Below are 20205 nucleotides of genomic sequence, written 5' to 3'. Positions count from 1 at the left end.
GTCGATGACTGTACTGTCGCCGCTGCGCCTGGGTGTGAAGCTGGCGATCAGGGCTGGCTGCACGCTGGCTGCCGCCGCTTTGAGCTTGGGTGGCGCGTCGGCCAATGCCGCAGAGGCTTTGCCGTTCTGGCAGTCCAGCCTGTCGCACACGGCCTGGACCAAGCGCGACGGCGCGCCATCCGACGCCAGCGCCATTGTGCAGGACCGTACCGGCATGCTGTGGATCGGCGCCACGGACGGCCTGTTCCGCTTCGACGGCGTGCGCTTCGAACGCATCGACGAAATCGCCGGCAATAAGCTTACGTCGCCCAATGTCCACGCGCTGTCTCTGATCGACGATGCGTTGTGGGTAGGCTACGAGCACGGTGGCATCACCATCTTCAAGCAAGGCGCGGTGCGCCACTACGGCGAAGCGGACGGCGTTCCACCAAGCGCCATAACGCAATTCGGCAAAACCTCCGACGGCATGCATTGGTTTTCCAGCGCCGCCGGCATTTATTGGCTGGACGGTGCGCAATGGCGTCATGTGACACCGGACGACGGCTTGCCCTCGGATGATATGCCATCGTTAAACGTGCTGCGCGATGGCAGTCTGCTGGTGACCCACTTCAGCGGGCTGTATCGCAACGTGCCCGGTACGCACCGATTCCGGAAAGTGGGTGCTTTCGGAAGCATGCAGCGCAGTCAGGTGACCGACAACGGCGAAGTGATCGTTTTTAAATTCGGCGAGACCACACAGCTGTTCGAACCGGTGGCGGAAACACTGACGCCACTGCGCCTGCCGCAACTCGAGGTGCCGCCGTATAGCGTCCACCGTGACCGCCGCAATGCGTGGTGGATCGGCTCCGGCGACGGGATGCGCTTGTACACGCCCGACATGCAGTTGAAAAAGCAGTTCGTGGCTCCGCACGATTTCAGCTCGATGCGCGTATTCAGGGCGCCGTTTGATGACCGTGAAGGCAACCTCTGGTTCATTAGTGAGAATGGACTGGACCGGATAAGGGAAACTCGGCTAACGGAGCAAGACATGCCGGCCTTTAGCACCGATTTCAGCATCACGACCGGGGCCGACGGGGAAGTGTGGATTAGTGCCCACTCGTCGCGCTATCCGGTTTTCCCGCCGACCTTCGCCGTGGCCGCGGACGGGCGCCGCATTGCCAGCGACATGTACTCCGCCACCGCCGGCACGCTTGCCTCTGACGGTACACTCTGGTTCGGCGATCCGCATTGGGTGTGGAGCTGGCGCCAGGGCAAGGCCAAGCGCTGGCCGCTGACATCGGCCTTGCAACGGCGCCCTTTGCAGGCGCTGGCGATGGCGAACGACGGACGGCTATGGGTGTCCGCGGCGAGGCGCGGCGTGCATACCTTCAAGGATGGCGTCTGGCACGCTGGCGGCGGCCATGCCGCCTTGGCCGGGCGCAGTGCTGTATCCCTGCATGCGGACGGTCAAGGACGAGTCTGGTTCGGCTACACCGGCAATGCCATGGCGATGCTGCACCACGATAAAGTTCAGCAATTCGGCCCGGCCGAAGGACTGAGGGTGGGCAACGTGCTGTCCATTTTTAGTCAGCGCGGCACCCTTTGGGTTGGCGGGGATCAAGGGCTGGCGCACTTCCATGAAGGCCGCTTCGTTCCCCTCAACGACAGCGTCGGCAGACCTATCGCAGGCATCGCGGGCATTGTCCAGACCGCCCAGGGCGAGCTGTGGCTTCAGGCTTTGGGTGGCTTGATCCGTATCGGTGCCGCCGATCTGGCTGGCGTCTTGAAGGGCGGCCGGAACCAGGTCACCGTCGAGCGCTTTGACTACCTCGATGGCTACAGGGGAGAAACTCAACAGGTGCGTCCGCTCAACACGCTCGCCGAGGCTGGCGACGGCCGCCTGTGGTACGCCACCTCCAGCAGCGTCGGCGCGATCGATCCACGCCGTATAGCCCGCAACGCGGTGGCGCCGACACCGCTGATCACCTGGCTCAATACCGACAGCAGGCGGCACGCTGCCGTCAACGGCATCGGCCTGCCCAAGCATACCCACAACCTGCGCATCGATTTCACAGCCGCCGTGCTGTCCATCCCTGAGCGCGCGCGATTCCGCACCCGGCTGATCGGACACGACCATGAATGGCGCGACGCCGGCGCCTTGCGCCAAGCCTTCTATACTAATCTCGGTCCCGGCGACTATCGCTTCGAAGTGATGGCCGCCAACGAGGACGGCTTGTGGAGCGTTGCCCCGGCAAGCCTGAGCTTCGGCATTGCGCCGGCGTTCTATCAGGCCACCTGGTTCAAGCTGGTCTGCGCAGCGCTGCTGGCCGGCACGCTGTATCTGCTTTACCTGTGGCGCCTGACCCTGATGACAGCGCGCGTAGTGGAACGCATGCGTGCACGCTTGGACGAGCGGGAGCGCATTGCGCGCACGCTGCATGACACGTTTCTGCAGAGCGTGCAGGCTTTGATCCTGCATTTCCACAGCATCAAGTCGGTCCTGCCGAAGGAGGACAAGGTGCAGCAACGTATCGACGACGCGCTCGACGCCGCCGATGCGGTGATCGAGGAGGGCCGTGAGCAGTTGATGGACTTGCGCTCCGACCATGCATGCCGGGTCAACGTGGTGCAGGCGCTGGAAGCGGCCGGGGCGGGGCCCTGCGCCCAGCACGGCGTCGCGTTCACGCTGCACGAGCGGGGCGCACGGCGCCCACTACGGGGCGATGTTGAGCACGAACTGGTCGCCATCGCCAGGGAGGCGATCGCCAACGCCCTTCAACACTCCGGCAGCAGCGACGTGGTGGCGCAATTGAGCTACGGCGCCGGCGAGCTTGCGCTCGCGGTGAGCGATCACGGCGTCGGAATTGATGAGGCGGTGCGCAAGGCCGGGCAGCGCGAGCGCCATTGGGGACTACCCGGCATGCGTGAACGAGCCGCGCGGATCGGCGCAGAGTTGGCCATCCACAGCGCTCCCGGCGCCGGTACATCAGTGGTGGTGACCTTAAGCGCCAGGCTGGCCTATTGTTAGTTCATACGCGACTTGGAAACAACTGCGCGGGGATGCTCCTGCCTAAGCCCCATCGCTGCGGGCCGCTGTCACATGACCTTCCCGGTGTGAACCGGGAGTAGGAAATCACGTTCGGAATACGCGACCTAGGTTGCTTTTGGCAATTTAGCGACAGGGGAGGTAATCATGCCAACGTTGAGTAAATATCAGCGCGTGCTCCGGTATCTCCGGTCGCGATACCCTGTGGATCTTGCCGCCGGGGCATTGCACCGCGTTGGCAGTATTCTCAGGTCGCGCGGCCGGAGGGAACATCTCTTACGGCGCCTCTTTATTTCGTTTTGCCGCATAGCCGAGTAAGCACAGCCCGGCCAGAAGCATCGCATACATCTCTGGCTCGGGCACTGGCGGCGGTTGTACAGCTAAAAAATCCGGCGCCACTACCGACCCTAAATAAAAGTTCTCGATCGGTGGCCGGCCGCCTTGGTAAGCAGGCGCGAACAGCATGTACGTGATGGGTAGCGGGTTGGCGGCGGGCGCCGCATCGGTAGTGAAAGAAAAGCCGGAAAGTGCATTCGTTTCGCCAACGCCATTGAGTCCCCAGCCAAAGTAGGTGGCGGCAGGCGTAAGGTTCTCGTAGTTTGGGTTGACGCCGACGTACGTATTGAAAACCCAGTTGGCAGGACTGGTGAAGGAGGCCGGGTGCAAGTCGAAGTTACCCCCGTTGCTTTTCACAAGCACCAACACCTCCGTCACCGGGAAGTCCGATGCCGAGAGTTCGTAGCTGTAAGTGTAGAGTCCGTTTTCAAAGCTGACGGTACCGGTGAGGTCTGCCGCCGACGCGCTGAAGCAAACGAAAAAGGCGAGTATTGCAAATAAACGTTTCATAACGGTCTCCTGAGGTTGAACGATGTGTGACGAGGCGCTCCGGTGTCCAAGCCTGACTGAAAGAGAAGCGCCCATCGAATATACATTGAATATCAAAATTACAATGATTAATCGCCGTGAGCCGTTGAGGAAAATCACGCCAACCACACAAACCCGCATCGGCTGCGGATTGGCTCGCTGCGCACGCGTGTGCGCCAGATAACGGAATGAATCCGGTCGCTGTGCGATCCTTCAGGCACTATCATTCAAGGAGGAAATTATGAGCGATGATCTGGCCAACGCCGGCGCGCAAGACCGCGCCCGCATCAATGTCAACGAGACCCACGAAGTCACTTACTGGACCAAGGAACTCGGCGTTACCAAGGACCGGTTGCACCAATTGGTCAAGGAAGTTGGGCCGAGTGCTAAAGCTGTCCGCGAGAAGCTGGCTGCGGGCTAGCCTCCACAATCCGGTACGCGTAGGAGGCTTGCCATTTCGTCTGTGATGTCATCGGCGGCGCCGCCTTTTTGCCGTGCTTTCGAACGGTCCGGCGCCCCTCTCTTGACACGCTCTGCACGGAGTCCAGAAGAAGTTGCACTACGTCAAGCTACCGATAGCTCCAGCTTGCGGCCCAACGCGGCCATTGCTTCCTCGATGCGGTCAATGCGCGTGGTGTGCTTTAGATCGATCAGTCGGTTGACCTCTTGCCGTGTAGTGGCCATGCGTCTCGCCAGCTCAGACGGGATGATGTCCTGTTCGAGCATCTGATTGAGCAAGAGAATCTTGGCGACCACGCTCGCGGGCACCGGGATCAGACGATCACCTCGTTGTGGCGCCGATGGGGATGGGACTGTGCGCTTTTCATCGAAGTAGACCTCCATTGCGGCGAGCAAGACGTCCTTCGCCATGAAAAGCGCGTCGGCCTCGTCGTCTCCTTGTGTGATCGCTTCCGGAATGTCGCGGAAAGTGACAGTGATGCCAGCCGCTTCCGGTGTAAAGGTAGCAGGGTATTTCATGGAAAACTCCAGTAGGCTATGGATGCCGCAGTTGTGATCAGCGCTCCAAGCGCTTTACCAACCCGCCTCACTTCAGGTTGAGCTGTTTTTTTACGTTTTGGACAAGTCCGGTTGTTAGTTCTTTTGCCGGGTGCCTGGGCAGGAAGCTGGTCTTGCCGTTCAGTTTAACTTTGGTGTGGTTCCTACCCTCTTCGAAAGTCGCTCCGTTCTGCTTAAGCCACCTGACGAATTCACTCTGTTTCACAGGGCCCCCATTACTTGGCGGTGAACATAATGTAATCATAATTGATTACGGTGGCAAGCTGTTTTTTGCCAGCGTCGATCATTGAGTTACATCAGACGTCCTGTGCTCAGAACGAACTTTCATGCCACATGGGATTTCGTGATGTCCGGCTGCCGGCACTAGCGAACAATCACCCGCATGCGTTATGCTGCGCGGCATGTAAGACATCGGAATTCAAGGTAGGGGATATGTCAAAAGAGAAGAATCCGTTGACCGGCGCCGAGGTAACGCCGCCGGCGCGGATCAGCCCGCGTTCGCCGCCGCCGTTGCAGGCGTCGCGGCCCGCTACGCCGGAGGAAGCCGCCGCCAAAAGACAGGCGCGCGAGCAAAGGGATGCGCAGGTGCGCGGCGTCACGTCGATCCAGGAGATGCGTGACGCGATACGGAGCGCGGCACGCGCGCTGCCGGTGATCGCCGAAGTGCCGCGCGTGCGCGCGCTCGATGCGGCGGCGTTTCGCGCGCGCGCCGCGCTAGGCCTGCCATTCCTGATCACGGGTATCGTCAACCGCTGGCCTTTATGCGCGCTGACGCCGCAAACGCTGCGCGATCGCTACAGCGAGGTCCAGGTGCGTGCGCGGGTGGGGGACTACATCAACACCGCGTTCGCCGCGGACCGCGCGATGCAGGATATGTCGATGGGCGAATATCTCGACCTGGTCGCCGTCGAAACGCAGGAGCTGCCACCTTATCTGGGTAATCTGGAACTGCGCGAATTGAACAGCATGTGCCATTGGCCGACCTTTTTCGACAAAATGGGACCGCCACGTTTCTGGCTTGGCCCGGCCCGCACGGTGACGCCGCTGCATTGCGACTACGACGATAATATCTTCGCGCAGATCTGGGGCACCAAGCGGATTTTCCTGTCGCCGCCGCATCATGACGAGTTCCTGTACCCGAACGAGGCCAACGCCATCCTGTTCGGCTCCCCGTTCGATCCCGAAGCGCCCGATTTCGACCGCTTCCCGCTGGCGCGCCAGGCGACCATGATCGAGTGCGTCGTCAATCCGGGCGACATGCTGTACGTGCCGGCCGGCTGGTATCACCAGGTGCGCGCGCTGACGTTCTCGCTGTCGTCGAACCGGTGGGCCAGGTCGATGCCGTTCGCCTTGAACGGCGACGCGTCCCTGCGGCGAAGCGACGCTTAACAAGCGTTGACACCCAAAATAAGAGGGTGATATATTCGTGTTTGTGAATTGGTAACGTTTCCAATCGTGGGCGGCGTGCCGGGCCACTTCGGCGTTCAAGGAGACTGGATGTTCAAGCATGGCAGGACATTGGAACGGGCGTGCGCCACCGGAGCTGCGGCTTTGATGGCGGTTGGTTTGATGGCGCCGACGGCGTCCTTCGCGGCGCCGGCCGGGCCGAAGGCGGAAGTGATGCATTGGTGGACCTCGAGCAGCGAGTCGGCCGCCGTGCGCAAATTCGCCGACGCCTACCGCGCCGCCGGCGGCGTTTGGGCCGATACGGCGGTCGCCGGCGCGGACCAGGCCAAGTCGGTGGCGATCAACCGCATCGTCGGCGGCAATCCGCCGACGGCCGCGCAGTTCAACACCACCAAACAATTCCGCGACCTGATCGACCAGGGTTCGCTCAACAACGTCGACGATATCGCGCTGCGCGATAAATGGGACCAGCTGATGCCGGCGCCTATCCTCGATGTCATCAAGGTCAACGGACACTTCTACGCGGCGCCGGTCGACATCCACATGTCCACCTGGATCTGGTACTCGAAGGCCGCGTTCAAAAAAGCCGGCATCGTCAAGGAGCCGGCCACGCCGGACGAACTGTTTGCCGCACTGGACAAGCTCAAGGCGGCCGGCGTGGTCGGCCTGGCGCACGGCGGCCAGCCGTGGCAGGAGAACATCCTGTTCCAAGCCATGCTGGCCAACGTCGGCGGCAAGGCGCTGTATCTGTCGGTGCTGCGCGACCGCTCGCCGCAGGCGATCAATTCCGAGGCGTTTAAAAAAGTGCTGCTGGCTTTCAAGCGGCTGCAGACCTACGTCGATCCCGGCTCGCCCAACCGTAACTGGAACGACGCCACCGCCATGGTGGTCAGCGGCAAGGCCGGGGTGCAAATCATGGGCGACTGGGCCAAGGGCGAATTCGCCGCCGCCAAACAAACCGCCGGCAAGGACTTCGGCTGCATCGCCGGTCTCGGTCCCAACGTGCCGTACCTGATCCAGGGTGATGCCTTCGTGTTCCCGAAAACGAAGAATCCGGAGACCGTCAAGGCGCAAAAACTGCTGGCGACGACGGTCTTGGCGCCGGCCGTGCAACTGGAATTCAACAAGCTTAAAGGTTCGCTGCCCATCCTCAGCAACGCCGACACCTCGTCGATGGATCTGTGCGCGCAGGCCGGCATGGCCATCATGAAGGACAAATCGCGCCAAGTCGGCATGATCGAAGTGCACCTGACGCCGGACCAGAACGGCGCGCTGCAGGACGTGCTGACGACTTACTGGAACACTCGCATGCCGGTCGAGAAGGCGCAGAAGAGCATCGCGGCGGCGCTGGCGGACTAGAAAGGGTTCGATTTGCGGCTTGCTTGTCACCGTCCGGGGCGATGCGGTATGCTGACCGCCGCATAGACTCTAGTGATGAGGGAACTCGTGGCAACAATCAAAGACGTCGCCCGGCTGGCGGGCGTGGGGCTGGGCACCGCCTCGCGTGTGGTCAGCGGCAGGGGATCGGTGTCCAAGGCGACGCTCGAGAAGGTGCAAAAGGCCATCGTGGAGCTGGATTTCAGGCCCTCGCACGCGGCGCGTTCGCTGCTGTCGGGCAGCTCGCAGATGATCGGCGTCTACATCCCGTATTTGAGCGGGACGTTTTACACGCCGATCCTGCAGTCGATTTACACCGCACTGCGGGCGTCCGGGTTGAACATGGTGGTCGCCTTCGGCGTCGGCGACGGCAACGAGCGGCAGCAGGCGATCGACGGCGTGAATTTCCTGATCGAGCGCGGAAGCGACGGTTTGCTCGTCATGAGCAATTCGCTGGAGGACGAGGACTTCGCGGCGCTCGGACCGTTCCAGTCGCGGGTGGCGGTGATCAATCACCGCTACGCCGGTATCGCCGAGCAGTGCTTCACGGTCGACCACAAGGCCGGCGGACGGCTGGCGGCGCGCACGCTGCTGGACAAGAAGCACCGCAAGATCGCCGTCATCGCCGGACGCGCCAGCGCGCCGGATAACCAGGAGCGCCTGGCCGGTTTCATGGCGGAGCTGGACGAGGCGGGCATCGACAGCGGCAAACTATGGGTAGACGACGGTAACTTCACGCCCGAAGGAGGATGGGCATGCGCCGAGCGGCTGCTGGCGTCGTGTCGGGAGTTCACTGCCGTCTTCTGCGCGAACGATGAAATGGCGGTCGGCGCTTTGTCGTTCTTCCAGCAGGCGGGTATCGCCGTGCCGGAGCAGGTGTCGGTGCTGGGTTATGACGACACGCACAGCGCGGCGTTCACTGCGCCGCGCCTGACCAGCGTCCACATACCGTGGAGCGAGATGACCTTGAACGGCTTGAACTACCTGCTGAACCGGTGCTACGAAACGGACCGGCCGGTCAAGCGCAAATACAAGCTGCACGTGACGGAGCGCGCCTCGCTGGCAAAAGCCCCTGCACGCAAAAGCACGAAATAACGGAGTGCGCGCTGGCCGCGCGCTCTTTTTTTGTAGTATATTGGAAACGATTCCATTTTCGGAGACGCGCGATCATCATGACTTCCACCGACTTGACCAAGGCGATAAGCCGCTCCGATTTCGAGGGCGATTTCCTGTGGGGCGTGTCGACGTCCGCCTACCAGATCGAAGGCGCGGCCGATGCCGGTGGCCGCGTGCCGTCGATCTGGGACACCTTCAGTGCGACGCCGGGCAAGGTGCGCGACGGCAGTACCGGCGCGGTCGCCTGCGATCACTATCACCGCTGGGAGGAGGACCTGGACCTGGCGCGGTCGATGGGGCTGAACTCCTACCGTTTTTCGATCGCGTGGACGCGCATCTTCAACGGCGCGGACGACCAGCCGAATGCCGAAGGGCTGGCGTTTTATTCGCGCCTTGTCGACGGCATGCTGGCGCGCGGCCTGCAGCCGTGGTGCACGCTGTACCACTGGGACCTGCCGCAGTATCTGCAGGATCAGGGAGGCTGGGCGCACCGCGCCACCATCGACGCCTATCTGCGATATGTCGATGTGATGACCAGGCACCTGGGCGACCGCGTCAAGCATTGGATCACCCACAACGAGCCTTGGTGCACTGCCATGCATGGCAACTGGGATGGCATGCACGCCCCTGGTAACAGAAGCTTGCCGCTGGCGCTGCAGGTCTGCCACAACGTACTGGTGTCGCACGGTCTGGCCGTCCCGATCATCCGCGCCAATGTGCGGGATGTCAGGGTGGGTATCGCATTGAGCCTGCATCCGATCAAGCCTGCCTCCGACAGCGTTGCCGACCGGGAGGCGGTGGTGCGCCACGACGTGCTGCGCAACCGCTGGTTCCTCGATCCGCTGTATGGCCGTGGTTACCCCGAGCTGGCGTTGCGGCTGGTGGGCGAAAACGCTCCGGTCGTGCTGCCCGGCGATATGGAGGCCATCGCCGTCCCATGCGATTTCCTCGGCGTGAATTACTACTTCCCGGAAGTGGTCGCCGACGCGCCCGACCAGTACCCGCTGCGCACCGCAATCGTCCATCCGCAGGACCGCCAGCGCACCGACTTCGGTTGGGAGGTGTCGCCCCAAGGGCTGGTCGATTTAATGGCGCGCGTGGCGCGCGAGTACCCGACCGGTGATTTGTACGTAACCGAAAACGGCTCCAGCTACGACGATCATGTGGACGCCGATGGCGCCGTCAACGATACCGCCCGGCGCGATTACCTGATCCGCCATCTGGTGGCGGTGCGCGACGCGATCGGCGCCGGTGCCCATATCAAAGGCTATTTCGCCTGGAGCTTGCTGGATAACTTCGAATGGTCGGAGGGTTATCTGCGCCGCTTCGGCCTGACCTATATCGACTACCCGACGCAGCGCCGCACCGTCAAGCAAAGCGGCCATTGGTACAGCGCATTCGTGCGCGGCCAGAACCAACAATAAATCAATCACGGAGACTTGCCCCGAATGAAAACACGCCATAACCACATCCTGCGCCGCGCCGTCCTGGCCTCCATGCTGGCGCTGGGCGCCCACGCCATCGCCGCTCCCGCTGCAAGCTCGCTCACCGACTGGCCTCGCATCACCAGCGCCGTCAAGCAGGACAAGGCGATGGAAGCGCGCATTGCCGGCATCGTCGCCGGCATGACCTTGGCGCAAAAGGTCGGCCAGATGACGCAGCCCGAAATCAAGTTCATCACGCCCGAGCAGGTGCGGGAGTTCTACATCGGTTCCGTCCTCAATGGCGGCGGCAGTTGGCCGCAGGGGAACAAGTACGCCACTGCGGCCGACTGGGTCAAGCTGGCGGACGCCTACTACGACGCCTCGATGGGCACAGACATGAAGGTGAAGGTGCCGGTCATCTGGGGCATCGACGCCATTCACGGCAACAGCAATATGTACGGCGCCACGCTGTTCCCGCACAATATCGGTCTCGGCGCCGCGCGCGACAAAAAGCTGATCGAGCAGATGGCGCACTCGGTCGCCAGGGCGGTGCGCGCCACCGGTATCGACTGGGTGTTCGCGCCCACGCTGGCGGTGGTACGCGACGATCGCTGGGGACGCACCTACGAGAGCTTTTCTGAGGATCCCGCCATCGTCAAGGATTACGCCGGCGCCTACGTCAAGGGCCTGCAGGGCGACTTGAAAGGCGACGGCACCGTGGTCGCCACCGCCAAGCACTTCGTCGGCGACGGCGGCACGGCCGAGGGCAAGGATCGCGGCGTCAACCAGGCCACCAAGGCCGACATGCTCAACATCCACGCGCTGGGCTACTACCCGGCGCTGGAGGCGGGCGTGCAAACGGTCATGGCCTCCTTCAACAGCTGGAACGACCTCGAAGGCGGAATCGATCAGGGCAAGATGCACGGCAGTAAAGCGCTGCTGACCGACGCGCTGAAAACCAAAATGGGCTTCGATGGCCTGATCGTCAGCGACTGGAACGGCATCGCCGAGGTGCCCGGCTGCGCCGAGGATAGCTGCGCGCAATCGATCAACGCCGGTGTCGACATGATGATGGTGCCGGAGCGCTGGAAAACCTTCATCGCCAACACCATCGCCCAGGTGGAGAAGGGCGAGATCCCGATGGCGCGTATCGACGACGCGGTCACCCGCATCCTGCGCGTGAAGCTGCGCGCCGGCCTGTTCGACGGCAAAAAGCCCTCGCAGAACCGCTACGCGGGAAAACAGGAAGCGTTGCAGGACCGCGCGCTGGCGCGCCAGGCGGTGCGCGAATCGCTGGTGCTGTTGAAGAATAATGGCGGCGTGCTGCCGCTGGCGCGCGGCAAAAAGATCCTCGTGGTGGGCAAGAGCGCCGACAGCATGGCCAACCAGTCGGGCGGCTGGTCGCTGACCTGGCAGGGCACCGACAACAAGAATAGCGACTATCCGATCGGCGACACCATCCTGGCCGGTATTCGCGACGCCGCCGGCAAGGACAATGTCACCTTCAGCGAAAACGCCACCGGTGTCGATGTCGGCAAGTTCGACGCGGTCATCGCCGTCATCGGCGAAACCCCGTACGCGGAGGGCGATGGCGACATCGGTCCATCGGGCACGTTGCGCCTGTCCGGCCGCCATCCGGAGGACCTGGCGGTGCTGAAGGCGGTGGCCGGCAAAGGCAAGCCGGTGGTGACGGTGCTGGTGGCCGGCCGTCCTTTGTACGCCAACGACATCCTCAACCTGTCGGACAGCTTCGTTTCGGCCTGGCTGCCGGGCACCGAGGGCAAGGGCGTGTCCGATGTCCTGTTCCGCAAGGCGGACGGCAAGGTCAATGTGGACTTCCGTGGCAAGCTGTCGTTCTCGTGGCCCAAGTCGGCTTGCCAGTCGCCGCTCAATGTCGGCGATGCCGGCTACGATCCGTTGTTCAAGTTCGGCTATGGTCTGACCTATTCCTCCCCGGCCGGCCAGGCGACTGTGCCGATGCTGGACGCAAGCTACTCGCCGGGCGGCTGCGGCAAGAGCATGGCCATGCCGGTGTATAGCCCTGCGGACCGCGCCACCTATGCACTCTACGTGGAAAGCGGCGGCAAGAAGACCGCGCTCGGCGCGGACCTGAACGCGGTGTTCAATCTGCCCACGGTGAAGGTCGAGACGGCGCAGGTGAACACGCAACAGGATGCAAAAAGGCTAACTTGGTCCGGTCCTGCTAAACTGTCGGCGCAATCAGGCAAGGCCATGCCGATTCCCGCGATCGCCGGCACCGACGGCGCGCTGCAATTCGATACCATCGTCACCGGCGCCCCACAAGGGAAGGCCGGCATCTGGATGGAAAACGTGGAACTCGACGCCAGCGCCGTGTTCCAGCGCATGGCCGGCAAGGGCAAACAGACGGTGAAGATACCGCTGTCGTGCTTCAGCGCCAAAGGACTGAAACCCGACGCGTTGTCCACGCCGTTCGCCATATCGGCCGATGGACCGTTCGCGGCCAGCTTCGCCAACATCCAGATCGTCGGCGGCGCGGCCAGGGACAAGGACGCGTCGGCGTGCGGCGATTTTAAGTAAAAACATAAAATATATGAGAAAGAGCTAGCATGGAACCATTATCGAAAGCTGCCGGTGTGCCGGCCAGCCCGTCGCAGGCCAAGGGCAACACCGGCCCCCTCATCATCATCACGATCCTGTTCTTTATGTGGGGTCTGTTGACGGCGTTGAACGACGTCCTGATCCCGCACCTGAAGTCGATCTACACGCTGACCTATGTGCAGGCCATGCTGGTTCAATTCTGCTTCTTCGGCGCTTACTTCATCGTTTCGCTGCCGGCCGGCGCGTTGATCAAGCGGATCGGCTACCAGAACGGCGCCGTCGCCGGCCTGACCATCGCCGCCGCCGGCTGCGCGCTGTTCTACCCTGCGTCCACCAGCGGCTACGCGCTGTTCCTGTTGGCGTTCTTCATTCTGGCGGGCGGCATCACCATCCTGCAGGTGGCGGCCAATCCTTACGTGACGATCCTGGGCGACCCGCAGACGGCATCGAGCCGCCTGACCTTGACCCAGGCCTTCAACTCGCTGGGCACCACGGTGGCGCCGACCCTGGGCGGCATGCTGATACTGGCCGGTGGCGTGATGAGCACCACCGATCTGGCCAAGCTGCCGGCCGACCAGGTGGCCGCCTACTACGCCAATCAGGCAGCCAGCGTGCAAGGCCCGTATCTGGCGCTGGCCGGCGCCCTGCTGGTGCTGGCGATCCTGTTTGCGATGGCGCGCCTGCCGAAGATCGTCGACGCCGAACAACCGGCCGCACAGGCGGCCGACGGTGGCGGCTGGAAGCAGGTGCTGCAGCATCGCCATCTGGTGCTCGGCGTGATCGGCATCTTCCTGTATGTGGGCGCGGAAGTCTGCGTCGGCAGCTTCCTGATCAACTTCATCGGCGAGCCGCACATCGCCGGCCTGCCGGAACACCAGGCGGCGCCTTACGTCAGCTACTTCTGGGGCGGCGCGATGCTGGGCCGCTTCATCGGCTTCGCCGTCATGCGTTACGTCAGCCCGGGCAAGGCCTTGGCCTTCAACTCGGCGGCGGCGTTCGCGCTGCTGCTGGTGGCGATTTTCGGCAGCGGCCATACCGCGATGTGGGCGCTGCTGGGCGTTGGCCTGTTCAACTCCATCATGTTCCCGACTATCTTCTCGATGGCGCTGAACAAACTGGGGCCGTTGACGGGGCAGGGCTCCGGCTTGCTGTGCATGGCCATCGTCGGCGGCGCGCTGGTGCCGTTCGCGCAGGGCTTCCTGGCCGATACCGTCAACCTGCAGATCTCGTTCGTTGTGCCTGCGGCGTGCTACGTCTTCGTGCTGTATTTCGGCCTGAAGTATGCCGGCATGTATGCGGATGGCGGGGCGGACAAACCGGCCGCGCGGGCCGGGCACTAGGCGAGGGCACCCATCAGCTTCTGCATCGGGCTCAATGGGATCATTGCTTCCGGTTCGTCGACTTCCAGCACGACGTCGTTGTAGGCGACGGGCCGGAGCGGTTCGATCTCGGTCGTATCCGAAAGCCGCGCTTCGTCCAGCATCTGCTGAAGCGCGGCGACATCTACCGAGTTGACCTTGGCCAGCAACGCGCCGTACTTGCGTACGTCCGCCTCGTTGGCCGCGATCTTGTCGGCGGGGCGCAGCGCGAGATTAATGCAGCCGAAAATGGCGAAGACGCCCAACAGCCATGCCGATGGCACCGTTAATTGGGCGGCGAGAGCGGCGACAGCACTGCTGCCGGCGAGCAAGCTGATCAAGGTCAGCGTGGTTTGCAGGCGCCGGTAGAAGCGGGCCGTTCGTTGGCATAGTCGCTGCGCATAACGCAGGTTGAACTGCAAATCTTCCTTGGTTTCATCCATGACTAGTTCCCTTCTTGCTTGGGACGCGGCACCGGCATCGGCGGCGGCGCGGGTTTGCGCGGCGTGCGCTTCCGCTTAGGGGCCGGGAGTGGCGGCTGGTGCGACTTCGGATCGAGGAATTTCATTGTATGCCTTTCCGCAGCCGCCACCGGCGCACGATTACATCATGCAAGCGGTTTATGTTGGCGCGTTGAGGCATGTCAGCGGGCAGAGGCCACCAGCGACAGTTGAAGATTCGGTAGCAAACGCCGGGGTCAAGTCTGACATTCGGACACGGGCTCTACCGTGCCGCGGCTTTACGGATAAGGTCGTGTATGAATGTTAGACTTGACCCCCGGGGGTTAGAGGAAGCGGTCGAGGATTTTTTTGCCGTGCTTGTCGAGCTCGCGCACGTCGCGGATCAGGTAGTGGATGCCGTGGATGTCGGAGATCAGCAGCGTGTCCACCGTCAGGCGGCGGATATCCTCTTCGCCGCGCAGCACGAATTCGGTGTCGCCGCGGTCCGTTTCCACCGTCCAGGTGCACGGCGTGGCGAAGCCGGAGACATCGACGATGCGCGAGATCTCGGGCATGAATTCACGGCCCGCCAGCTCCTCCCGCACCAGGTCTCCGATTTCCTTCGGCAGGTCTTCGATGCGGTCGATCCATGCCACTTCCTTGCCGTCGCCGCTCACCAGCGCGATGCCGTCCTCCGGCGCTTGCACCGGGAAGGCGCGCACCGCCGCCACGCCTTCGTGGACGGCGCCTTCGCCCGTGGTCAGCACCAGGCGGCCGAAGGGATTGCGTACCAGTTCAAATTTTGTCGTCGTCATGTGGGTTCTCTTATTCCTTGCGGCCGCTGTCGTCCATGTCGGTGTCGACATTGCGCGCCTGCGCCTGATACAGGCGGTAGTAAGCGCCTTCGCGCGCCATCAGCACGTCGTGCGAGCCTTCCTCCACCACCACGCCGCGGTCCAGCACCACCAGGCGGTCGGCCTTTTGCAGGGTCGACAGGCGGTGGGCGATGGCGATCGTGGTGCGGCCTTTCACCAGGTTTTCCAGCGCGCGCTGGATTTCTTTTTCGGTCTCGGAGTCGACCGAGGACGTGGCTTCGTCGAGGATCAGAATCTTCGGATCGATCAGCAGCGCGCGGGCGATCGAGATGCGTTGGCGCTCGCCGCCCGACAAACCTTGTCCCCGCTCGCCGACCATCGAGTCGTAACCCTGCGGCAGGCGCAGGATGAATTCGTGCGCGTGCGCGGCGCGGGCGGCGGCGATGATTTCCTCGCGCGTCGCATCCGGCTTGCCGTAGGCGAGGTTCTCGGCGATGGTGCCGAAGAACAGGAACGGCTCCTGCAGCACCAGGCCGATGTTGCGGCGGTAATCCGACACGGCGAACGAGCGGATGTCGACGCCGTCGAGCATGATGGCGCCTTCCGAGACGTCGTAGAAGCGGCAGATCAGATTGACCAGGGTCGATTTGCCGGAGCCCGAGTGGCCGACCAGGCCGACCATTTCGCCGGCCTTGATATCGAGGCTGATGCCGCGGTTGACGGCGCGGTTACCGTAGCGGAAACCGACTTCGCGCAGGGTGATGTTGCCGTCGACCTTGGCCAGCTTGACCGGGTTGACCGGCTCGGGCACCGACGACACGTGATCGAGGATGTCGAAGATGCGCTTGGCGGCCGACGCCGATTTCTGCGTGACCGAGACGATGCGGCTCATCGAGTCCAGACGTCCGTAGAAGCGGCTGGAGTAGGCGATGAACGCCGACAGCACACCGACCGTGATATTCCCCTTCGAGACCTGGTAAATGCCGAACACCCAGATCACCAGCAGACCGAGTTCGGTCAGGAACGATACCGTCGGCGAGAACAGCGACCAGATTTTATTCAGTTTGTCGTTGACGGCCAGGTTGTGCTGGTTGGCGGTGCGGAAGCGCGCCGCTTCGCGCGACTCCTGCGCGAACGCCTTGACCACGCGAATGCCCGGGATGGTATCGGCCAGCACGTTGGTCACTTCGCCCCACACGCGGTCGATCTTTTCAAAGCCCATGCGCAGGCGGTCGCGCACCACGTGGATCAACCAGGCGATGAACGGCAGCGGCAGCAAGGTGAAGATCGCCAGCCACGGGTCGATCGAGAACAGGATCACGCCGGTCATGATGATCATCAGGCAGTCGGACGCGAAGTCGAGCAGGTGCAGCGACAGGAACACGCAGATCCTGTCGCTCTCGCTGCCGATGCGCGACATCAGGTCGCCCGTGCGTTTGCCGCCGAAGTATTCCAGCGACAGGCGCAGAAGGTGGTCGTAGGTTTCGGTGCGCAGGTCGGCGCCGATGCGCTCCGACACCAGCGCCAGCACGTACGTCTTGGCCCAGCCCAGTATCCACGCCATCACCGCCGAGGCGACCAGGCCGGACATGTACAGCGCCACCATCGAGGTGTCGACCGGTTTGCCGTTCTGGTACGGGATCAGCACATTGTCCATCAACGGGATGGTCAGGTAGGGCGGGATCATATGTGCGCCGGTGCTCAGCAACATCAGCGAGAATCCCAGCGCGAGCTGGAATTTGTACGGCCTGGCGAAGCGCCACAGGCGGAACAGGGTCCACGTGGACGGCGGCGTGTAGATCACCTTGGTGCATACCGGGCATTCCTCCTGGTCCGGTTCCAGCGGCGCCTTGCAGCTCGGGCAGATGCTTTTTTCTTCGACGATGACCGGCACGCCGGTGGCGTGGCTATCGAGGTGCGCGGAGAACGCTTCCACCAGGCGGATCGCGTTGAGGTTCTGGCCCAAGGTGAAGCGCCACGCCGCAAGACGACCGCCCCGGCCGATCAGCTCAAGGTGGCCGACGCCGGCGTGGTCGTGGTGTTTCAGGGTCAGGTCATGCGAAAAAGGCCACGATTGCCACTGTTCCTGCCCCGGCGCGCGCGCCAGCAGGCGCGTGGCGGTGACGACGATGACACCCTTGGCGAAACGAAGTTGCTGATCCAGGTCAACCTCCAGGGCACTTACAACGTTTTCCTCTTTGGAAAGCTGTGCCTGTATCTCGGAACGCCAGCGTTCAGGAAGCTCGCCGAGGCTGGATACGTTGGAAAGTTGTTGGGTTGTCATCGTGCGGCTTACTCCGGGTCGAAAAATGGTGAAACTAGCATCGGCACTCTACAACATTCGCTTTGCCAATAAGGTGTTGCGGCTGGTATAAGTAATTATTTACGGTATTCTGTCATTGCATCAACAGTCGAGTCGGACATTTGACTCGCACCATAAATCCGGGCTTTTGTACTGGCGGCAAGTATAACGCACAGACATCCGGGTCGGTGGACGTGATGAACTTGGTCAAGCTACGGGGTGGGCCAAACAGGATTTGGCGGGAAGCGGTGGTACGGGTTTAAAATACGGTGCAGGCTGGCCACGGCTGATAACAAAGACACAAGAATAGAAACATGACCAAGAAGAAAGACATTGAAGTCCTCCGCGTAACCCATTTGCGCGGTCCCAACATCTGGACCTATCGCCCGGTGATCGAGGCGTGGCTGGATATTGGCGAACTGGAAAAGTATCCGTCGAATTTGTTGCCAGGCTTGTATGAGCGCCTCACCGCGATCCTGCCTGGCCTGATCGTCCACCGCTGCGGCGTGGGCGAGGTCGGCGGCTTCCTCGAGCGGCTGCGCGACGGCACTTATGCCGGCCACATCCTCGAACACGTGGTGCTGGAGTTGCAGAACCTGGCCGGCATGAAGACCGGTTTCGGTAAAACGCGCCAGATCGGCGAGGACACCGGCTTGTACAAGATGGCCTTCCGCACCCGCCAGGAACAGGTCGGCCGCGCCGCGCTGGAGGCGGGCCGCGACCTGCTGATGGCGATGATCGAGGACCGTCCCTACGACCTGACGACCAAAGTGGCCGAGCTGACCGACATGGTCGAGTCGCTGTGCCTGGGGCCGAGCACCGCCAACATCGTCGATGCGGCCACCGACCGCAAAATCCCGTCGATCCGTCTGACCGACGGCAACCTGGTGCAGCTGGGCCACGGCGCCGCGCAGCGCCGCATCTGGACCGCCGAAACCGAACAAACCAGCGCCATCGCCGAAGGCATCGCCAGCGACAAGGACCTGACCAAAAGCCTGCTGGCGTCGTGCGGCGTGCCGGTGCCGGAAGGTGAACTGGTCACCAGCGCCGAAGCGGCATGGTCGGCGGCCGAGGACATCGGCGTGCCGGTGGTGGTCAAGCCGTACGACGGCAACCACGGTCGCGGTGTGTCGCTCAACCTGATGACGCAGTCCGACGTGGCCAAGGCCTATCACCTGGCGGCGCAAAAGGGCGGCAGCAAGAACGTCATCGTCGAACGCTTCATCCCCGGCGACGAGCACCGCCTGCTGGTGGTGGGCAAACGCCTGATCGCCGCCGCCGGTGGCGAGTCGCTGTGGGTCACCGGCGACGGCAGGCAGAATATCCTCGAGTTGTGCAATACGCAGATCAACACCGATCCGCGCCGCGGCGAAGTCGAGGACGCGCCGCTGGGCGTGGTCAAGCCGCACGAATCGGGCGAGATCATCCTGGAGCTGGAGCGCCAGGGCATGACGTGGCAATCGGTGCCGCTGGAAGGCCAGAAAGTCTTGATCCAGCCGAACGGCAACGTCGCCACCGACGTCACCGACCGGGTGCATCCACAAGTCGCCGCGATGGCCACGCTGGCCGCGCGCGTGGTCGGCCTGGACATCGCCGGCATCGATCTGGTGGCCTCGGATATTTCGCGTCCGCTGCACGAGCAGGGCGGCGCCATCATCGAAGTCAACGCCAGCCCGGGTTTGCTGGCGCACCTGAAGCCGGCCAATGGCGAACCGCGCAACGTTGGCGCGGCGATCGTCGACCATCTGTTCGCAGAAGAGGAAAGCGGCCGCATGCCGATCGTCGGCATCACCGGCAAGCACGGTACGACCATGGCCTCGCGCCTGATCGCCTGGCTGCTGCAAATCAGCGGCAAGAAGGTCGGCCTGACTTGCGCCGATGGTTTGTTCGTCAACGGCCGACTGCTGCCGCGCGACGGCTTCAGCGACTGGGAAACCGGCGAGCGCCTGCTGCTCAACAAAAACGTCGAGGCGGCGGTGTTCGAATCGAGCGCGCGCATGATCCTGACCGAGGGCCTGGCGTACGATAAATGCGCGGTCGGCGTGGTCACCGACGTCAGCGATTTCGAGGAACTGGGCGAGTTCTATATCGACAGCGCCGACAAACTGTATGGCGTGCTGCGCACCCAGGTCGACGTGATCCTGCCGAGCGGCGTGGCGGTGCTCAACGCTGCCGACGAACAGGTGGTGGACATGGCCCGCCTGTGCGATGGCGAAGTGATTTTCTACGGCGTCGACGAGCACCTGGCGGCCATCGCCGGGCACCGCCAGGACAGCGAGCGCGTGGTGTTCCAAAGGGCTGATTGCATCGTCATGGCCAAGGGCCACGACGAGGTGGCGAGCCTGCCGCTGTCGCCGCTGGTGCCGCCGGAAGCCGTGCTGGCAGCGATCGCCGCCGGCTGGGCGCTGGGACTGACGCCGGATTTGATCGGCGCCGGCCTTCGCACCTTCGATGCGAATCCGAAGCGCACCCATCACTGA

General features: G+C 62.9%; 15 protein-coding genes. 9 read left to right on the top strand and 6 right to left on the bottom strand.

The window, feature by feature from the left end; translation table 11 throughout:
- The first annotated feature begins 4 nt into the window (after window positions 1-4).
- Entirely contained in the window at window positions 5-3007 is a 3003-nt protein-coding gene (locus AC0IYS_RS22710) for a sensor histidine kinase (protein ID WP_471707308.1), read from the top strand.
- Between the two features lie 294 nt (window positions 3008-3301).
- On the opposite strand, the gene AC0IYS_RS22705 is transcribed toward AC0IYS_RS22710, so the two are convergent.
- A complete protein-coding gene (locus AC0IYS_RS22705; RefSeq protein ID WP_471707307.1) occupies window positions 3302-3871 on the bottom strand; it encodes a PEP-CTERM sorting domain-containing protein in 570 nt (189 codons plus the stop codon).
- Window positions 3872-4130: 259 nt separating this feature from the next.
- Between AC0IYS_RS22705 and AC0IYS_RS22700 the strand changes: the two genes are divergently transcribed.
- Window positions 4131-4310 carry a DUF3606 domain-containing protein gene (locus AC0IYS_RS22700; RefSeq protein WP_471707306.1) on the top strand — a complete coding sequence of 60 codons (180 nt, stop codon included), beginning with the start codon at window positions 4131-4133 and terminating at the stop codon, window positions 4308-4310.
- A gap of 143 nt (window positions 4311-4453) precedes the next feature.
- Here AC0IYS_RS22700 and AC0IYS_RS22695 read toward each other — a convergent pair whose 3' ends face one another.
- Window positions 4454-4867 (bottom strand): type II toxin-antitoxin system HicB family antitoxin, encoded by a 414-nt coding sequence (locus AC0IYS_RS22695; protein WP_471707305.1) that lies wholly within the window; start codon window positions 4865-4867, stop codon window positions 4454-4456.
- A 67-nt stretch (window positions 4868-4934) separates the two neighbouring features.
- On the bottom strand, window positions 4935-5150 hold the full coding sequence (locus tag AC0IYS_RS22690; protein WP_471707304.1) for a type II toxin-antitoxin system HicA family toxin: 216 nt from the start codon (window positions 5148-5150) through the stop codon (window positions 4935-4937).
- Window positions 5151-5338: 188 nt separating this feature from the next.
- Between AC0IYS_RS22690 and AC0IYS_RS22685 the strand changes: the two genes are divergently transcribed.
- The 6 genes from AC0IYS_RS22685 (at window position 5339) to AC0IYS_RS22660 (ending at window position 14150) form a co-directional block, all read left to right on the top strand.
- Complete coding sequence (locus AC0IYS_RS22685) at window positions 5339-6295, top strand: cupin-like domain-containing protein (protein WP_471707303.1); 957 nt, start codon at window positions 5339-5341, stop codon at window positions 6293-6295.
- Between the two features lie 108 nt (window positions 6296-6403).
- A complete protein-coding gene (locus AC0IYS_RS22680) occupies window positions 6404-7672 on the top strand; it encodes an ABC transporter substrate-binding protein (RefSeq protein ID WP_471707302.1) in 1269 nt (422 codons plus the stop codon).
- An 87-nt stretch (window positions 7673-7759) separates the two neighbouring features.
- Window positions 7760-8785 carry a LacI family DNA-binding transcriptional regulator gene (locus AC0IYS_RS22675; protein ID WP_471707301.1) on the top strand — a complete coding sequence of 342 codons (1026 nt, stop codon included), beginning with the start codon at window positions 7760-7762 and terminating at the stop codon, window positions 8783-8785.
- A 77-nt stretch (window positions 8786-8862) separates the two neighbouring features.
- A complete protein-coding gene (locus AC0IYS_RS22670; RefSeq protein WP_471707300.1) occupies window positions 8863-10230 on the top strand; it encodes a GH1 family beta-glucosidase in 1368 nt (455 codons plus the stop codon).
- A gap of 24 nt (window positions 10231-10254) precedes the next feature.
- Window positions 10255-12789, top strand: coding sequence for a glycoside hydrolase family 3 protein (locus tag AC0IYS_RS22665; protein WP_471707299.1), 2535 nt, complete (start codon window positions 10255-10257; stop codon window positions 12787-12789).
- Between the two features lie 29 nt (window positions 12790-12818).
- Entirely contained in the window at window positions 12819-14150 is a 1332-nt protein-coding gene (locus tag AC0IYS_RS22660; RefSeq protein WP_471707298.1) for a sugar MFS transporter, read from the top strand.
- On the opposite strand, the gene AC0IYS_RS22655 is transcribed toward AC0IYS_RS22660, so the two are convergent.
- The 3 genes from AC0IYS_RS22655 to AC0IYS_RS22645 form a co-directional block, all read right to left on the bottom strand.
- Window positions 14147-14611, bottom strand: coding sequence for a hypothetical protein (locus tag AC0IYS_RS22655; protein ID WP_471707297.1), 465 nt, complete (start codon window positions 14609-14611; stop codon window positions 14147-14149). The two genes, AC0IYS_RS22660 and AC0IYS_RS22655, sit on opposite strands and share 4 nt — an antisense overlap.
- A 341-nt stretch (window positions 14612-14952) precedes the next feature.
- Window positions 14953-15423, bottom strand: a complete 471-nt coding sequence (locus AC0IYS_RS22650) for a cyanophycin metabolism-associated DUF1854 family protein (protein ID WP_471707296.1) — start codon at window positions 15421-15423, stop codon at window positions 14953-14955.
- A 10-nt stretch (window positions 15424-15433) separates the two neighbouring features.
- On the bottom strand, window positions 15434-17707 hold the full coding sequence (locus AC0IYS_RS22645) for a cyanophycin metabolism-associated ABC transporter (protein WP_471707295.1): 2274 nt from the start codon (window positions 17705-17707) through the stop codon (window positions 15434-15436).
- Between the two features lie 332 nt (window positions 17708-18039).
- Here AC0IYS_RS22645 and AC0IYS_RS22640 point away from each other — a divergent pair, with 332 nt between their 5' ends.
- Complete coding sequence (locus AC0IYS_RS22640; protein WP_471707294.1) at window positions 18040-20205, top strand: cyanophycin synthetase; 2166 nt, start codon at window positions 18040-18042, stop codon at window positions 20203-20205.

The organism is Duganella sp. AC237, from assembly GCF_979254035.1.
Note: the sequence above shows the minus strand (reverse complement) of the source record. Positions and strands in the feature narration are given on the sequence as shown.